13 protein-coding genes are annotated in these 18,543 nt (G+C 36.0%); 9 read left to right on the top strand and 4 right to left on the bottom strand.

Features of this window, described 5'->3' with window-relative positions; genetic code table 11:
* The first annotated feature begins 19 nt into the window (after positions 1–19).
* The 3 genes from folD (at position 20) to E2R68_RS03200 (ending at position 3,366) form a co-directional block, all read left to right on the top strand.
* Positions 20–874, top strand: a complete 855-nt coding sequence (gene folD / locus E2R68_RS03210; protein ID WP_134276067.1) for a bifunctional methylenetetrahydrofolate dehydrogenase/methenyltetrahydrofolate cyclohydrolase FolD — start codon at positions 20–22, stop codon at positions 872–874.
* Positions 875–1,132: 258 nt separating this feature from the next.
* Positions 1,133–2,017 (top strand): GGDEF domain-containing protein, encoded by an 885-nt coding sequence (locus tag E2R68_RS03205; protein WP_134276066.1) that lies wholly within the window; start codon positions 1,133–1,135, stop codon positions 2,015–2,017.
* Between the two features lie 128 nt (positions 2,018–2,145).
* Positions 2,146–3,366 carry a diguanylate cyclase domain-containing protein gene (locus E2R68_RS03200; RefSeq protein ID WP_134276065.1) on the top strand — a complete coding sequence of 407 codons (1,221 nt, stop codon included), beginning with the start codon at positions 2,146–2,148 and terminating at the stop codon, positions 3,364–3,366.
* Between the two features lie 71 nt (positions 3,367–3,437).
* Here the strand turns inward: E2R68_RS03200 and trxB are convergent, their stop codons facing one another.
* Together trxB and rne are read right to left on the bottom strand one after the other, a co-directional pair.
* Entirely contained in the window at positions 3,438–4,388 is a 951-nt protein-coding gene (gene trxB / locus E2R68_RS03195) for a thioredoxin-disulfide reductase (protein ID WP_134276064.1), read from the bottom strand.
* 169 nt (positions 4,389–4,557) lie between these two features.
* The gene (rne, locus tag E2R68_RS03190) at positions 4,558–7,440 is read right to left on the bottom strand and encodes a ribonuclease E (RefSeq protein WP_134276063.1); all 2,883 of its coding nucleotides are present in this window, start codon (positions 7,438–7,440) and stop codon (positions 4,558–4,560) included.
* 330 nt (positions 7,441–7,770) lie between these two features.
* Here rne and rluC point away from each other — a divergent pair, with 330 nt between their 5' ends.
* From rluC to E2R68_RS03175, 3 genes are all read left to right on the top strand, one after another.
* A complete protein-coding gene (rluC, locus tag E2R68_RS03185; protein WP_134276062.1) occupies positions 7,771–8,709 on the top strand; it encodes a 23S rRNA pseudouridine(955/2504/2580) synthase RluC in 939 nt (312 codons plus the stop codon).
* A 1-nt stretch (position 8,710) separates the two neighbouring features.
* Positions 8,711–9,355: an HAD-IA family hydrolase gene (locus tag E2R68_RS03180; RefSeq protein WP_134276061.1), complete on the top strand. Its 645-nt coding sequence runs from the start codon at positions 8,711–8,713 to the stop codon at positions 9,353–9,355.
* 80 nt (positions 9,356–9,435) lie between these two features.
* Positions 9,436–10,413, top strand: a complete 978-nt coding sequence (locus tag E2R68_RS03175; protein ID WP_134276060.1) for a glycosyl transferase family protein — start codon at positions 9,436–9,438, stop codon at positions 10,411–10,413.
* 88 nt (positions 10,414–10,501) lie between these two features.
* Here the strand turns inward: E2R68_RS03175 and E2R68_RS03170 are convergent, their stop codons facing one another.
* Together E2R68_RS03170 and mfd are read right to left on the bottom strand one after the other, a co-directional pair.
* Positions 10,502–11,464: a CsiV family protein gene (locus E2R68_RS03170; protein WP_166738790.1), complete on the bottom strand. Its 963-nt coding sequence runs from the start codon at positions 11,462–11,464 to the stop codon at positions 10,502–10,504.
* 19 nt (positions 11,465–11,483) lie between these two features.
* A complete protein-coding gene (mfd, locus tag E2R68_RS03165; RefSeq protein ID WP_134276058.1) occupies positions 11,484–14,963 on the bottom strand; it encodes a transcription-repair coupling factor in 3,480 nt (1,159 codons plus the stop codon).
* A 385-nt stretch (positions 14,964–15,348) separates the two neighbouring features.
* Here mfd and E2R68_RS03160 point away from each other — a divergent pair, with 385 nt between their 5' ends.
* Genes E2R68_RS03160 through lolE form a run of 3 tightly spaced genes read left to right on the top strand, consistent with a single transcriptional unit; the run spans position 15,349 to position 18,492 of the window.
* Positions 15,349–16,575 carry a lipoprotein-releasing ABC transporter permease subunit gene (locus E2R68_RS03160; protein ID WP_134276057.1) on the top strand — a complete coding sequence of 409 codons (1,227 nt, stop codon included), beginning with the start codon at positions 15,349–15,351 and terminating at the stop codon, positions 16,573–16,575.
* Positions 16,568–17,251: a lipoprotein-releasing ABC transporter ATP-binding protein LolD gene (gene lolD, locus E2R68_RS03155; protein WP_134276056.1), complete on the top strand. Its 684-nt coding sequence runs from the start codon at positions 16,568–16,570 to the stop codon at positions 17,249–17,251. The genes E2R68_RS03160 and lolD overlap by 8 nt, the downstream gene beginning before the upstream one ends.
* Positions 17,251–18,492 (top strand): lipoprotein-releasing ABC transporter permease subunit LolE, encoded by a 1,242-nt coding sequence (gene lolE, locus E2R68_RS03150; RefSeq protein ID WP_134276055.1) that lies wholly within the window; start codon positions 17,251–17,253, stop codon positions 18,490–18,492. Before lolD ends, lolE begins: the two co-directional genes overlap by 1 nt.
* The last annotated feature ends 51 nt before the right edge of the window (positions 18,493–18,543 follow it).

The following is an 18,543-nucleotide window of genomic DNA, read 5'->3' as shown; positions in this document are numbered from 1 at the left end:
CTCAAAAGAGAAATGTTTGATGTCTGCTCAAATCATTGATGGAAAGGCGATTGCTGCTGCTATTACCGATAAAGTAACTAAAAGTGTAAATGCTAGAAAGGAAAAAGGTTTACGTGTACCTGGATTAGCTGTTGTTTTAGTAGGAGGGGATCCTGCATCACAAATATATGTTCAAAGTAAACGCCGCACCTGTGAAAAGGTTGGATTTACCTCAAAAGCTTTTGATTTACCAGAATCAACTTCTCAAGAAGATCTTTTAAAGTTAATTGATCAATTAAACGAAGACAATACTATTGATGGTATTTTGGTGCAATTTCCATTGCCTGATGGTTTAGATGAAACCTCTGTTATCGAACGTATCAAACCTAGTAAAGATGTTGATGGATTCCACCCTTATAATGTAGGTCGTTTAGCGCAACGTATCCCTTTATTAAGATCTTGTACTCCACGTGGCATGATTTCGATGATCGAATCAATTGGTGTTGATATCCGTGGTATGCATGCCGTTGTTGTTGGAGCATCAAATATTGTTGGTCGCCCTATGACCTTAGAATTGCTATTAGCTGGTTGTACGACTACAACTTGCCATCGTTTTACTAAAGATCTAGAACATCATGTTCGTCAAGCTCAAGTATTAGTTGTTGCGCGAGGTAAGGCTAATTTTATTCCTGGAGAATGGATCCGTGAGGGGGCAATTGTATTAGATGTAGGTATTAATCGTTTAGATAACGGTAAAATAACTGGTGATGTTGAATTTGAAACCGCTAAAGAACGTGCTGGGTGGATCTCACCTGTTCCTGGTGGTGTTGGTCCTATGACAGTTGCTACACTCATTGAAAATACATTGTTTGCTTGTAGTGAATATCATTCTTAATAAAGAACTAATAAAGTGGTGATTTACTAAATTTTTAACCTCAGAGAATCACCTCGTGTCAAACTATAGCGCGAATGAACCACTAATTTGTGAAGATCAGCAAACTATTTATATTGCTTTTGCCCTACTCGGTGATCTTATGCATTGAAAAGATTATAGTACTTCAAATATGTGAAAATTAAGTGGCCTTTATGTTAAAAGACTATTGCTACTATAAGTAATACTTGATAAGTAAATAAGCTAGATTGAGGGAATAATATGGCGCAACTAAATCAATCAGATGAGATAGATAAAAATGACACAACACAAGAGCAGGATGGCAAAGGTGTTGTTCATTTAAGTAAGCATCAAGAGGAAAAACAAAGCTCTGAGTCATCTGCATTTGAACAAGTAATGCAGCAAATGAATATTGCTGATCGTAAAAGCTTCGATAAAAAATATACTCAATTGTGGAACGAAGCAAGTGATGAAAATGAATTGTTAACTCTAATGATTTGTGAGATCGATTTTTTCAAGGCTTATGTAGATAATTATGGGCATCAAGGTGCTTCATTTATGTTGCTAGTTATTGCTTTAGCATTGAAAACAACATGTGAAGAGCATGATTGTTATTTAGGTCGTTATAGAGGTGATGAATTTGGTATCCTTATCAAAGGTGGGGATATTGAAACAGCCAATGAAATTGCTGAAAAGCTACGTTTCGCAGTAGAAAAGTCTCGTACGGAACATAAGTTTTCAAGTGTGAGTAATATTGTTACTTTAAGTATTGGTGTTTCAAGTTTCTATCCAACCTCTATGCAGGTTGTTATGAAACAAGCAAGTAGGGCATTAACCAATGCAAAATTAGCTGGGCGCAATCAAGTCTCTGGACATCTAGATACAACGCTTGAATCATCGAGTAGTATTTCAAATAGTCAGCAAGAAGCTGAACTAGCCAATGAACTTTTACAACAAGAAGCGTTGAAAAAAGAAGAAGCGCTTAGAAAAGAAGAAGAATTGAAAAAAGCTGAAGCATTAAGGTTAGAAGAATTAAAGAAAGAAAAAGAAAAGCAAAAACAGCTTAGATTAGAAGAAGAAGAGCGTCTTGAAGAAGAAAAGAAAAAGCAAGCAGTGGGTATGTATGATATGGACCCATTCTTCTAGAATAATAAATAACCTTGGTTCCGGATAAGCAGAACGACCCAGAACTAAGTTATTATAATAATATTCGTTCGTTAATGAATGGAATCAATTGTTAATCAGATTAACAACAGTGGGATCGAGGATATACTATGGCACATGGTAATCGAGCAGATGCAATCAACAAGAACTTCAATGTAGACACTAAAAAAAGTGTTGATGCAGAAGGAGTTGTATGTATTAAAAAATATCAGCAACCTGAAGAAAAACCAACTTCAGAGTTGTCTGCATTTGAGCAAGTTATGCAGCAAATGAATATTGCTGATCGAGATAACTTTGATAGTAAGTATGCTCAATTGTGGAGCGAAGCAAGTGATGATTTAGAGTTGTTATCAGTTCTAATTTGTGAGATAGACTTCTTTGATGAATATAATGAAAATTATGGGCATCAAGCGTCTTCTTTCATGTTATTAGTGGTTGCATTAGCCCTTAAAACCGTATGTGAAGAGCACGGCGCTTATTTAGCTCGTTACAAAGGTAATGAGTTTGGTATCTTAGTAAAAGGGAAAACTGCTGAATCTGCTCATGAAATTGCTGAAAAGCTTCGTTCTGCTGTTGAAAAATCTAATACAGAGCATAAATATTCTGAAGTAGCTGATATCGTCACATTAAGTATTGGCCTTTCTAGTGTTTATCCAACATCCATGCAAGTTGAAGTAAAACAAGCTACTTCTGCTTTATCTATTGCTAAAATGTCAGGTTGTAATCAGGTCTCTGGTAATTTAAACCTGCGCAACAATCGTTCGCAACGTGTTGTTAATGAAAAAGTAGTGGTAGAAGAAACCGCTGAGTCGAATAAGCTTAATTTAGCCCAAATGATGAAAAAGCAGGGGATTAATAATAATTCAGATTTTGAACTGCATTTTTCTAGCATCTGGAAAGAATCAAGTCGAGATGAAGAATTATTATCAATGTTTACTTGTGAATTAGATCACTTCACTGAATATAGTCAACATCATGGTGAAAAAACTGCTGATAAATTGTTGTTAACAGTTGCGGGTGCTTTGAAGAAAAAATGCGATGCTATTGGTTGTTTCATGGCTTATCAGAAGGGCGCGCGTTTTTCAGTTATTATTCATGGTGGTAACGCAACGAAAGGGTTAAAAGTATCTGAAATGATAAAAACCACGTTGCAAGAATTAAAACTAGAGAATGCTGCATCACCAGTTAAAAAGATCTTTACGATGAGTATCGGCTTATCAAACATTTTTCCAAGTGAATTAAATACAATGAAGATGTTAGTGAGTAAAGTTGAAGCAGCGTTAAAAGTAGCTAAAAATAATGGTGGAGATCAAGTTGGTGTTGAAATTTAATTTTAATCATCAATTTATTTAACCTATAAAAAAGACTGCTATTGCAGTCTTTTTTGTTTTTAGTTATTTGATTATAAATTATCTAAGTATCTTTCTGCATCTAATGCTGCCATACAACCTGTTCCTGCTGATGTAATTGCTTGACGATAAATATGGTCAGATACATCACCTGCTGCAAATACACCCTTTATAGAGGTTTGTGTTGCGTTGCCTTCGCTACCTGTTTGCACTTTAAGGTAACCATGATTCATTTCTAATTGATCCACAAACATATCTGTATTTGGTTTATGGCCGATAGCAATGAAAACACCCATTACATCAATTTCTTCAGTTTTATCCGATAAGGTATCTTTAAGGCGTAATCCAGTTACTCCCATATCGTCACCTAAAACTTCATCTAATGTACGATCAGTGTGCAATATGATATTACCGTTCTCAACTTTTTCGTTTAAGCGGTCTAATAGAATTTTCTCTGATCTAAATTCAGTGCGGCGATGAACTAAATGTACTTCAGATGCAATATTAGATAAGTAAAGTGCTTCTTCAACAGCAGTATTACCACCGCCTACAACAGCTACTTTTTGGTTACGATAGAAAAAGCCATCACAAGTTGCACATGCAGAAACACCACGGCCTTTAAAAGCTTCTTCAGAGTCAAGCCCTAAGTAACGTGCTGAAGCACCTGTTGCGATAATTAATGCATCACAAGTATAAGTTCCAGTATCACCTTTAAGAGTAAAAGGAGGTTTAGTTAATTCAACTTCATTAATATGATCAAAGATAATTTTAGTATCAAAACGTAAAGCATGTTCTTTCATGCTTTCCATTAAACCAGGGCCTGTCATATCAGCACCACCACCTGGCCAGTTTTCCACTTCTGTTGTCGTAGTTAGCTGCCCGCCTTGTTGCATACCTGTAATCAATACTGGTTTAAGATTTGCACGTGCAGCATATACAGCCGCTGTATACCCAGCAGGACCAGATCCTAAAATCAATAATTTGTTATGTATCGCTTCGCTCATATAGTTACCTTGAATTATAAAAAAGGTTAGTCAGTGGTATTCATCAACCACACTAACTGATCATTAATAAAATATTGTTAATACTAAACTTTTGAGGTGAAAATTTCAGTAAAAAAAAACGGATGTTCCATTGGAATATCCGTTTTTATTGATAGGCTTAGGCTTCACATTATAGTGAAGTTTTTACCATTTCACTACTTGCATGATTACTTGCAAATGAACTACCTGCTTGCTGTGTTGCTTTAATAATTGATTGACGCTCAGTTGCAGCAACAATGTTAAGCTCTTTAGATAAATCAAGAGGATCAGAAACTGTTTTAACTGTTTTTGATGTTGATTTACCTTTAGCAATACTGACAGTGCCATATTCTGTTACTGGAGTATTGCTTGCAGTCTTAATCACTTCATCAGCAACCGTTATCTTTTCTGGTGTAACAATCTCAACTTTAGGCTCTTCAACCTTAGCTTCAGTTGGTACCGTTTTTGCTTCAGTAACTTTAACTGGTTCAATGACAGGAGATACTTCCTCTACTTTAACTTCAGCCGTTGTTGTTTCTACAGTAGGTAAAATTTGCTCTGCTATTGTTGTCTCAGTATTTGAAACACGCTTTTCAGCTTGTTGCTGAGGTGCTTCTGCAACTTGCTCAACAAGTTTTGCTGTTGGTGCTATTGCTTGTACTTCAACTTCAGTTGGTTGAGCTGTTTCTGGATAGCGAGTTGCAACTGCTTCAGCTTGCTCAACATTATCATCACGTTTTTTATTGCGTTGTCCGTTGTTACGTAAATAACGAGAGCGGCGGTTCGGAATTGAAACAGGTTGATAAGCTTCTTGCTCATTAGCAGTTACTTTATTTTCACTATTTGTATCAGCAGTTTCTGTGGTTAAAGTAGGCTCTGTTACTTTTTCTATTTTTTCTACTTTTTTGACTTTATCTTCTACTACCTTAGGTTCAGCTTTAGTTACTGGTTTTTTATTTTCAGTGACTACTTTAGTTTCTGTTTCGGCAATAGGTGTTGTTGTGTTCTTTTCTACAACGGCCTCAGGTTGTTGAACACGCACTTTTTTACGCATATTACGACGTTTACGACGTGCAACAATAACTTCTTCATTATTAGCTGTTGAAGGTTTTGCTTCATTGTCGTATTTCTTCGCTTGTGGTGTTGCTTTACGCTCAGCTGTTTTACGATTGTTAGGACGACGCTCATTAGCACCTTCAGCAGCTTTTTCTGAACGATTATTGCGATTTCTGTTCTGATTACCTTTGGCATTACGCGGGTTACGTGGTTTGCGGTTCTCATCTCTTTTAGGTTGAGGTTTTTGAGGTGCTTTCTTTTCAACTTCAACTTTTGAGTCATCACTAAAGAATTTAACAATTGATTGAACTAATTTTGTCAACATTGAAGTTGGCTTTTCAGCTTTTTTCGCAGTTGATTTGTTCTTTTCTGTCTTAGTTGTTTCTTTAGGTGCACTGAAACCACTTAAAACAGGCTCTTCAATTTCTTCACTTTCTTTTTGTGCAATATTAGGCACATAAACAGTATGTTGTTTCTCAAGCGCATCATAATTGATGTCTTCTTTACCGTCTTTACGAGTACGTTTGATTTCAAAGTGCGGAGTCAGTAAGTTTGCGTCAGGCACAATATAAACTTCACAGTTATGACGATTTTCAATCTTAGCAACAGCTTTGCGTTTTTCATTAAGTAAATAAGCTGCAACAGCAACTGGAACGCGAGCTTGGATTTGTGCTGTGTTCTCTTTTAAACCTTCTTCTTCAATTAAACGTAGAATAGCAAGAGAAAGTGAATCATTATCACGAATAGTACCTTGACCATGACAGCGCGGACAAACACGTGATGCTGATTCTCCTAAAGAAGGACGAATACGTTGGCGTGACATCTCCATTAAACCAAAACGAGAGATACGGCCTAATTGAATACGAGCTCTATCTTGGCGTACAGATTCGCGCATTCTATTTTCAACTTCACGTTGATGGCGAGCAGGTGTCATATCGATGAAATCGATGACCACTAAACCACCTAAATCACGTAAACGTAATTGACGTGCAATTTCTTCTGCTGCTTCTAAGTTAGTATTGAAAGCTGTTTCTTCAATATCACCACCACGTGTAGCACGAGCGGAGTTAATATCAATTGAAGTTAATGCCTCTGTTGGATCAATAACGATTGAACCACCTGAAGGTAAACGAACTTCGCGTTGGAAAGCTGATTCAATTTGGCTTTCAACTTGATAATGTGTAAATAGTGGGATTTCACCTTGGTATAATTTAAGACGATTTACATAATCCGGGCGAACCATTTCAATATGGTTTTTTGCCTGTTCGTAAGTTTTTGCGTGGTCAATGACAATCTCACCAATGTCTCGGCGTAAATAATCACGAATAGAGCGAACAATAACATTACTTTCACGGTGGATTAAGAAAGGAGCTGATTTAGTTTTTGATGCTTGATCAATGGCTTGCCAATGATTAACTAATACATTTAAATCCCATTCTAATTCTTCCGCTGATTTGCCTACACCAGCAGTACGTACAATTAGTCCCATACCATTAGGTAATTTAAGACTTGATAATGCAGCTTTTAATTCAGTACGGTCATCGCCTTCAATACGGCGTGAAATACCACCTGCACGAGGGTTGTTTGGCATTAATACAAGGTAGCTACCAGCTAAACTGATGAAGGTAGTTAATGCTGCACCTTTATTACCACGCTCTTCTTTTTCAATTTGAATAATAACTTCTTGGCCTTCTTTAATAACATCTTTGATGTTAGGGCGGCCTTTAAATGAGTATCCTTCTGGAAAATAATTACGGGCAATTTCTTTTAATGGTAAAAATCCGTGACGTTCTGCACCATAATCTACAAATGCAGCTTCTAAGCTTGCTTCTACACGTGTGATTTTACCTTTATAAATATTCGCTTTCTTTTGTTCGTGACCAGGACTTTCAATATCAAGATCATACAGCTTTTGCCCATCAACTAGGGCTACACGCAACTCTTCTGCTTGAGTTGCGTTGATTAACATTCTTTTCATTTGTGAACTCTTGTTTTATTTTTTTCGTTATTTTTATATGTACTAACTGTTTTTTGCATGCTTGACCCCATGTCTGGTTTTACAATCTCTCGACTGGAAGTATTCTGAGGTGCGTTAAAAAGCGGCTACAAAAGTGCTAAATCAGAGATGATTTAACACTTCAGCGTTACATTCTAATCATTTAATTTGCTTTTAATCAGTGCCATGCCTACCAGCAATTTCTTTGTTTTTAATTGCGAGGCATTAACTTTGTTATTGTCGCACTTATAACGGCTTACAAGCAACAAAGTTTTTACATATTATCTGGATTAGGCGTGATAAACTTAACGAATGGAACAGATAAATCACTCAGTACGCATTATTGACATTGCTCAAGAAAATGCACAACAACGTATCGACAACTTTCTTCGTTTACATCTTAAGGGCGTGCCTAAAAGCATGATCTACAGAATAGTGCGTAAGGGAGAGGTTCGAGTTAATAAAAAACGCATTAAACCTGATTATAAATTACAGGTAGGCGACAGTGTGCGCATTCCTCCTGTTAAAGTTGATCCTGAAAATGCGTTACCATCTCCTAAATTAAATAGTATTAAAAATTTAGAATCAGCCATTGTTTATGAAGATGATGCTTTGATCATTCTAAATAAACCTTCTGGTATCGCCGTTCATGGTGGCAGTGGTTTAGATTTTGGTGCTATTGAAGGCCTTAGAGCATTACGCCCTGACGCCCGATTTTTAGAATTAGTACATCGTTTAGATAAAGCGACCTCAGGTTGTTTATTAATTGCTAAAAAACGTAGCATGTTACGAGCTTTACACGAACAACTTCGCCAAAAAACAATGAAGAAGCAATATTTTGCTTTAGTGAAAGGGCAGTGGGATAAACGAGATCGTTCGATACGTGAACCGCTGTTAAAAAATGCGCAAGATTCAGTGGTTAAAGTGAGCCCGCTCGGTAAAGAGTCTGAAACACGTTTTAAAATTATTCAGCGTTATGAAGGAGCAACGTTAGTTGAAGCAAGTCCGGTAACTGGACGAACACATCAAATACGTGTTCATACTGCATGTAAAGGTCACAATATCGCCTGTGATGAGCGTTATGGTGATAATGCATTTGATGCATCGATGAAAGCATTAGGCTTAAACCGTTTATTTTTACATGCGGCTCATATTACTTTTTTCCACCCTGTATTAGAAAAGAATATGACAGTCAGTGCGCCTCTTTGCCCTCGTCTAGAGGAACTGTTAACAAAATTACAGCGAAGTTAATATGAAATATAAACTGATTATTTTTGATTGGGATGGAACGTTAATGGATTCCGTTGATAAAATCGTATTATGTATGCAACAAGCAGCACAACAACAAAAACAAACAATACCAACCGCACAAGCCGTTAAAAATATTGTGGGGTTGAGTTTGCTTAAAGCGATGCAGCAATTATTTCCTGATTTGTCATTATCACAACAACAGGATTTGGTCGAAGCATATCGAGAGCAATACCTCCTTCATCAACACCTTAACACTCCTTTATATGACGGTATTTTTGAATTGTTAATTGATTTGAAAGCCAAAGGATATACGCTTGCTGTAGCGACAGGAAAAGGGCGAAATGGCTTAGATAGTATGTTACAAATAACCAATACAAGCACTCTTTTTGCTGCCACTATTTGTGCTGACGAAGCTAATTCTAAACCAGATCCATTGATGATTAATCTACTCTTAGATAAATTAAACATAGCTTCATCGGATACTTTGATGGTGGGGGATTCTAGTTATGATTTAGACATGGCAACTAATGCAGGTGTAAAAAGTTTAGGTGTGAGTTACGGTGTGCATGATCCTGAAATGTTATTATTATCAAACCCCATTGCAATTGTTGATTGCTTAGCAACTCAATTACACCCACATATTTAATAATTTAGCTTAAGATTGACTGATTAGTTTTATGTGGTCGTTCTTTTTGCTTATGAATAGATGCTTTAAAAGGAGTTTTTATGTTTAGTGAATATATCAAATTAACTGGTCGTGGGGAGAAAGGACGACGTCCATTAACAATGAGTGAAGCAGAACAAGCTTTAACTGATTATTTAAATGGTGATGCCAGTTTATTACAAATGGCTGTTTTGTTAATGTTACAACGAGTGCGCTGTGAAACTCCTGAAGAAGCTGCTGGGTACATTAAAGCATTACGCACTAAAGTTTCTCCCGAATGGAAGGCATTAACAACGGATCTTGATTGGCCTTGTTTTGCGGGTAAAAAAAGACAACCACCATGGTTATTATTAGCGGCAAAAGTATTGGCTGCAGATGGTGTTAAAATTTTATTGCACGGACACATGAGTGTTGATTTAATCAAATATCAAGTTGAATCTGCATGTCCATTATTAAATATATCTATTGCTGATACACCTGAAAGTGCTCAAGCAGCTTTGCAAAAAGATGCCTTGGTTTATATACCTCTCTCCTCTTATTGCCCTGAGTTAATTGAGCTTTTAGCATTACGAGAACAAGTAGGTTTGAGAACGCCATTAAATACAGTTGCTAGAAGCATTAATCCAAGTGCTGCACCTTATAGTATTCATGGTGTTTTTCATAAAAGTTACGAAAAAATCCATGCCCAAGCAGCAGTATTAAATAAGGAATATAGTGTCATTGCTTTTAAAGGCGAGGGTGGAGAAAGCGAAGTGAATCCTCGTGTTTCGACACTGGCTTGTGGTGTTGTTCAAGTTGATGGAAAAGCGCAATATGTTGAGCAAGATTGGCCAACTTATTTAGAGGACTTTTCTGGATCACATACAGAAGTATCTGCTGAATATTTACTGAAAGTTTGGAATAAAGAAATTGTTGATGAGTATGGCGATGCTGCAGTGATCACAACCGTTGCAATGGTGTTAAAACAAATGCATCCAGAGCATTCACAGAGTGATGTATTAGAAAAAGCCAAACAGCTTTGGGAAACAAGAAAATTATAATTTAGTTATTTCTACTATCAAAACAAAAAAGGAAGCTTAATTGCTTCCTTTTTTATTTATAAATATATCATTCTGACATTTATGTATTCTATGGAATTTTTCTGATTTGAATGATCATGCCAAAAAGAGGGTGATCAAAATAATGTATTTCACCACTTCGTAAACGTCTATTCTGATCAAATAATGTTTCTGTTATGACGGTTTTAGTTTCAACATCTGCCTGCTCAACAGGTTGTTGATCGATAACTTCAACCGTGTTTGGCTGTTGAGCTTTATCGTTATTTTTTTGTTCTTGGGATTGAGTATTTGCTAAGACTGCTTGCTTAGAAGACACTTCTTTTTCAGTTTCAGTTCTTACCACTAGTTGACTATCAACAAACAAATAACGCTCTACGTAAATCAGTAAATTACCATCAATTTCGTATAAGTCTTGAATTGTTTTTTCTTTTTGTAATGCAGCCAACACATCTAATTTATCTGTTTTAGCTTTTTCTGGTGTTTCTTGAAGTGTAGGAGCAACTTTTTTGTTACCTGTTTGTTTTGCTAATTCTGCTTCACGCTCTTTTTGTTTTTTTATTTCGGCTTTATGTAAATCTAATGCATAATTTTGGCCTGCAAATAAATGGATTGGTAATGCTATTCTTTTATTTTGTACTGGCATACGCCATGCCACATGCATTAATGGTTCAAATAGTTCATGCTTTTCCAGTTTGTTAAGCTGATTTTTGAAATGTAAATGAGAACTATCTAATCGTTGTATTCGATGTCCACCTTTTACTATTTCATTATTAGTAATGTTAACTGGATTTTGCTCATGTAAACAAGGCTGATCTTTTAAACAATCAGTTGCTTGCTTAGCTTTAAATACTTCTAGACGCTCACGCTGTTTTAAATAAACGTTTTTTTGATCTAATTGTTCGCTAATATCTTTAACATCAACATTTCGTTTGAAAACTAATAATTCAACCTCGAACCAACGGCCAGATGCTGCATGTGCATTAAGAGAGCATGTTACTGCGATCAGTAATGGTAAAATATAACGACAATTCAAAAGGGTATCCTTTCCTAAATTATTTAATAAGGTGTAATTTAAAGCTATCAAGCAATTGTTTCAACCAATTTAGACGTTCAGCACTGTTTTCAAGGCCGATAGTAAATTTCAGTTTACTTGGTCCGTCTAGTTTAAAGGTATTTGATTGGCTTTGCAGTAACGAAACAAGAAACATGGGATCTACTTGTGAATGTTCAGTAAAAGTAACTGCACCACCTAATGCATGAGCTTCAATTCTGGCAATACCTAATTTGCTACAACGCTGCTTAATAGAGGTGACTGCGATCAAGTTTTTAGCTGAATTAGGTAATAAACCAAATCGGTCAATTAATTCTACTTGAATTTCATTGAGGTCATTATTGTTTTTACTGTTGGCAATGCGCTTGTATAAAGACAATCGCATATTAACATCGGGAATATAATCATCTGGTATTAACGCGGGTATGCGCAACTCTACTTCCGCTTGAGTTGATAGTAGGTGTTCTAAACTTGGCTCTTGACCATTACGTAGCGCATCAACTGCTTGATTCAGCATATCCATGTACAGATTAAAACCAATACTAGTGATTTGTCCTGACTGCTCATCTCCTAATAATTCACCTGCACCACGAATTTCGAGATCGTGAGTTGCTAAGGTAAAACCTGCACCTAATGTATCTAAAGAGCCAATTGCTTGTAGACGTTTTTTAGCATCTTTGGTCATTAGTTTGGGTGTGGGTGTTAATAAATAAGCATAAGCTTGATGATGAGAACGCCCAACACGTCCACGTAATTGGTGCAGTTGAGCTAAACCTAAATGATCGGCACGATTAATAATGATGGTATTTGCTGTTGGTATATCGATACCTGTTTCAATAATAGTGGTACAAACCAGTACGTTTTGACGCTGATGATAAAAATCAGACATGATACGTTCTAATTGCTGTTCATTCATTTGACCGTGTGCGGTAGCAATTCTTGCTTGTGGTAATAAAACCTGTAAGTCAGCAGCTGCTTTTTCAATAGTTTCAACATTATTATGTAAAAAGTAGACTTGTCCTCCTCGCATAATTTCACGAGTGATTGCATCACTGATGGTTTGATCACTACGCTGTTCAACAAAAGTTTTTACTGCTAGTCGTTTTGCTGGAGGTGAAGCGATAATTGATAGATCACGCATACCATTCATGGACATATTTAAAGTACGAGGAATAGGTGTTGCCGTTAATGTTAAAATATCAATTTGTGCACGAAGGCGTTTAATTTTTTCTTTTTGTCGCACACCAAAACGATGTTCTTCATCGATAATTAATAATCCTAAATCAGAAAATTGAATACCATCGCTTAATAATTTATGAGTACCAATAAGGATATCTATTTTCCCTTCAGCTGCTTCTTGTAAAATTAGCTTTTGCTCTTTGGCTGTTTTAAAACGAGATAAGACTTCAATGCGTACCGGCCAATTTGCAAATCGATCTCGGAAATTTTCAAAGTGTTGCTGTGCAAGTAATGTAGTTGGTACTAATAAAGCTACTTGGCGGGCATTATCTGTTGCCATAAATGCAGCACGCATGGCCACTTCAGTTTTACCAAAACCTACATCACCACAAACTAATCGATCCATAGGTTGTGATGAGCACATATCTGAAATAACAGCATTAATAGAAAGAGCTTGATCATGAGTTTCTTCAAAGGGGAAGTCGTTACTAAAAACGGCATAATTTTCTTTATTTAATTTATACCTAAAACCTTTTTTAGCTGCTCGTTGAGCATAAATCTCAAGTAATTCAGCAGCTACGTCACGCACTTTTTCTGCTGCACGTTTTTTAGCTTTTGCCCAAGTGTCATTACCTAATTTACTGATGGGGGCTGTTTCTACATCACTGCCACTATAACGACCAATTAAATGCAATGAGGTGACAGGTACATATAATTTATCACCACGTAAATATTCAAGTGTTACAAACTCATTGATACTGCCAGATATTTCAATGGTTTGTAAGCCTAAATAACGAGCAACACCATGATCAATATGGACAACCGGTTGACCTACTTTTAATTCAGCTAAATTTCGGACAATATGATCTGAGTTTTCTTCATTATTATTATCTTTATTTTGGCGCCTACGCTGAGTTATTTTGCTGCCTAATAATTCAGTTTCTGTAATAAAAGCAAATTGACTATCAATAATTAAGAAGCTTTGTTCAACGCGACTAATGGTAATAAATATTTTAGCTTTTTTGTTACTACATTCGCTGATGTTATTAACTGATTTAATTGATAATTTTAGAGGGCTTAATAAAGTTAATAAAGCTTCTTTACGGCCTGCTGATTCAACACTTAATAGTATTTTTCCTGAAAAGTTATTAATAAAGTCAGCGATATTAGCAAGCGGTGTTTTATCTTTGTGGTGAATTTTTATGTCAGGTAAAGTGGTAAAGGGGAGGTTTGTTTTACCAGGTTTCGGTTGCGCAAAAGAGTCATGTTGTAATTGGTACTTTGGAAATTCATTTAAGCGTTTGAAACATTGCTCTTGTCTTAAATACAATTCAATAGGTTTTAATAATGGACGTAATAGATCAACACCACGTTCTTCATAACGGTGTTCTATAGTTTTCCAGAAGTTATCAATAGCGGTATTGATATCACCCACAACACATAAACGACTTTGTTTAGGGAAGTAATCAAATAACGTTGCCGTTTCATCAAAAAAAAGAGGTAAATAATATTCAATACCAGCAGGTAAGTTCGTTTGTGATATTTGCTGATAAATCGAGTCTGGCCCAGTGCATATTTTAGCTGGAAATTTGTTGCTATAAGCAGATTTAAAATTCTGAATTGCTTGTTTATCTGTTGCAAATTCATGTGCAGGCAACATTTTAATTTGTTTAATGGTAGGTAATGAGCGTTGTGTTTCTGTATCGAAGGGACGAATAGAATCAACTTCATCATCAAAAAAATCAATACGGTATGGCGTATCACTTGCCATCGGGTAAACATCTAACAATGAACCTCGAGCACAAAATTCCCCATGCTCTTGAACTTGTTCAACGGCATAGTAGCCAGCTTCTTGTAATTGCTCTCTGAGTTGTTGTAGTTCTAACTTTTGCCCTGTTTTAACAACTAAAGTGTGTTGCTTTAAATAACTTGGTGGTGCTAGTCGTAATAATAGAGTCGTCACAGGAACAATTAAAATACCTTCTTTTATAGAGGGTAATTGATACAGTGTTTCGATACGTGTGGAGATAATATCCTGATGTGGAGAAAAATGATCATAAGGTAAAGTTTCCCAGTCAGGAAATAGGTTTACTTCAAACTTACCTTCAGCAAAAAAAAGCAACTCTTGATGCAATTTTATTGCGCTTGGAGTGTCATTAACGATTACAATTAATGGTGATTTTTGTGGATTAGCTTGTGCACACTGATTAATAACAAAGCTTTGGCTACTACCGACTAAATTAGCAAGTTGTTGTGTATCAGTTGATGATTTTAAAGGTTGTATTTTAAGCAAGCTATTCATATTATTTACTTATATTCATTATGTTAATTGTTTTTTGTCACTGTTTTTTATTATTATTTTTCATTATTTTAATAATGCTTTAATGCTTTAATGCTTTAATGCTTTAATGCTTTAATGCTTTAATGCATTTAATGCTTTAACGGTTGTCGCGTTACAATAATCATTAAAATTTCTTGTTTTTCATAAACTCTACAAAGCAAGTTGTTCTGAGTGAGAGAGAAGCACCATTTGCAAGAGTTTTGTCTGTCTAAGCGAATAAAGATACATTAGAATGCCTTGTATTAAAATGTAATCAAAGAGTTAAGTCTCTATTTAGTGATATTTATTATCTCACACATAATAAAAGTCACTTTCAATAAAAGATAGCTTTATATAAAAGGTAACTATGTTTTATCCTTTAAGTGTATTTATCGGTCTACGATATACAAAATCTAAACGAAATAATCAGTTTGTTTCTTTTGTCTCTTTGTTTTCAACAGGGGGAATTATCCTAGGAGTGCTGGCTTTAATTACAGTGTTATCTGTGATGAATGGCTTCGAAGGTGAATTAAAACAACGTATTCTCGGCTCTATTCCACAAGCGAAATTAAGCAATCAGCAACATATTATCGATCATTGGCAACAACGTATTGACAACTTACCTCCAAATTTACAGGTGATTGCTGTTGAACCTATGATCAATGCTGAAGCGATTATCCAGAGCCCTAATAATTTACAAGGCGCTTTAGTTGAAGGTATTTATCCAGATAAATATGCAAGTCACACAGTGAAAGACAGTATTTATATGGGGGAACTAAATGATCTACAAGCAGGAGAATACCGGGTTATTATTGGCCATCAATTAGCAACTCAGTTAAAAGTTCATCTTGGTGATAAAGTGAGAATTATCTCTACAAGAGGTGCAAGGTATACACCTTTAGGACAAGTGCCTAGCCAACGTAATTTCACTGTTGCTGGTATGTTTGAAGTTGGTTCAGATGTCGATAGCCATCTTGTTTTAATGCATGCACAAGATGCTGCTCGTTTGATCCGTCTTCAACCACAGCAAGTAACAGATTTACGCTTCTATTTTAACGACCCCTTTGCTGTTGAGTCATGGCAACATCCTTCTCTTGATGCTGGTGAAACACTTGTTGATTGGCGAAGTACTCACGGTGAATTATTTGCAGCCGTTAAGATGGAAAAGAATATGATTTGGTTACTACTGTGTCTCATTATCGCCGTTGCCGCTTTTAACATTTTATCCTCCTCTGTGATGGTTGTAACAGACAAAAGTGCTGAAGTGGCAATTTTAAAAACCTTAGGCATTCAAGCCTCTACTATTAATTTTATTTTTATTCTTCAAGGTGCATTTAGTGGAATTATCGGAGCCTTAATTGGTACTGGATTAGGGTTGCTATTGAGTACTTATATTAATGAGGTGATGTCATTTTTAGGTTTACATGTTTTATCTAATGCGTCTGGAGGCGCACGTGTACTACCTGTTATTCATGAGCCCGTACAAATTGCATTTATCATGTTTGGCGCCATGTTATTAAGTTTATTAGCTACTTTATATCCAGCTTATAGAGCAGGTAAAGTAAGCCCTGTTGAGGCATTAAGATATGAATGATTCGATTATAGTTTGTCATGATTTAAGTAAAGTTTATCAAGAAGGTAAGCTACAAACACCAGTTCTACATGGTGTTAATTTAGCTGTCAATAAAAGTGAATTACTGGCCATTGTTGGTACCTCAGGCTCAGGTAAAAGTACATTATTACATCTTCTAGGAGCTTTAGACTCGCCTTCTTCTGGTGAGGTGATATTTAATGGTGAGAATATTAATAAGCTATCATCAAAGCGACAAGCTAAATGGCGTAATCAAGAGTTAGGGTTTGTTTATCAATTCCATCATCTATTATCAGAATTTAGCGCATTAGAAAATGTTGCAATGCCGTTATTGATTGCAGGTGAAAGCATTAAAGTTGCCCAAGAAAAAGCAATGTGTTTATTAGATCGAGTGGGGTTAAGCAGCCGTATCGCTCATCGTCCTGCAGAGCTATCAGGTGGGGAAAGACAACGTGTTGCGATTGCTCGAGCTCTAATCAATAACCCATCTTTAGTACTTGCCGATGAACCTACAGGTAATTTAGATGCTAAAAGTGCTGAATCGGTTTATCAGTTACTCATTGAGTTAAATAAAGAGTTAGGTACGGCATTTATTGTTGTAACTCATGATCAGCAATTAGCTAATAAATTAGATAGGCAGATGTATATGAGTAATGGTGTTTTACAGGATTCGTTATAATGCTCAGACCTTTACCCTTATTTGTTGGCTTACGTTATAGCCAAGCAAAACATAAAAACAAATTCGTTTCTTTTATTTCAATTGCATCAATCTCCGGCATTATTTTAGGTGTTGCTGTATTAATTGTTGGCCTTTCAACGATGAACGGTTTTGAAAGAGCATTAAGAGACCAATTATTAACCGTGATCCCGCATGCGGAATTAGAAGTAGTGAAAGGTGATTTTACTCATGAAGAACAAATACTATCTCAAATAAGGAAACATCCAGGTGTTGCTGGCGCTAGTCCATATATTGTAATGAATGCGTTATTACAAAAAGATAGCAAAATGAAAGCATTACAAATGCGTGCGATAACACCTGATACAGAGAATCAAGTTACTTCGATTGAACAATATATTAAACAAGGTGGCTGGGAGTTATTATCAACATCAGAAAATAGTATTATTTTAGGTGAACCCGTAGCCCAACATCTTGGTTTAGTGGTAGGTGATAGGCTTTCACTTTTATTACCTCAAATTGGCTCTAATCAACTTAAAGCCGCTCGTAAATTCTCATTTGTGTTAACTGGCACATTTAAAATGGGAGGGCAAGTCGATAGTACATTAGGTTTTATACATATTAATAAAGCCAAAGAGATGTTACACCTTAATAATGCGACGGGGATTGCTTTTAAAGTAGATGATGTTTTACAAGCACAAGTGTTATCGAGAGAAGTGGCTTATAGCATCCCTGTTTATATGTATATTAAAAGCTGGATCACTAGCCAAGGTTATTTATACCAAGATATACAAATGGTTAAGTCGCTAATGTATGTCATTTTATTGCTAGTTGTCGCTGTTGCTTGTTTTAATATTGTGTCAACTTTGGTTATGGCTGTGAATGAAAAGCGTAGTGATATTGCTATTTTAAAGACCATGGGCATGGGGAAATGGTCATTGCGTGCTATTTTTATCGTACAGGGAGCATTTAATGGATTGTTAGGTAGTCTTTTAGGTGCGGTTGTTGGTATTTATCTAGCGAGTAATTTGAGTACTATTTTTAGTGTATTTGAAAACATGTTAGGACGTAAATTACTCTCTGGCGATATTTATTTTATTAATTACTTACCTTCTCAGGTTGATTATCATCAAGTGGTGATTATTACCGTTGTTGCTTTTGTTATGAGTGTGGTTGCCACTTTGTATCCAGCCTGGACTGCAAGCAATATAGAGCCTGCAAAAGAGTTAGGTTATAGCCATTAACTTTTTCAACCAACAAGAATGATCAGATTGTTAGGGGAGGTATCGAATAGT

This window comes from Psychromonas algarum (assembly GCF_004376845.1).
In the GTDB taxonomy this organism is placed as follows: Bacteria; Pseudomonadota; Gammaproteobacteria; order Enterobacterales; family Psychromonadaceae; genus Psychromonas.
The sequence above is the reverse complement of the archived record's forward strand: the minus strand, read 5'-3'. Positions and strand labels throughout refer to the sequence as shown.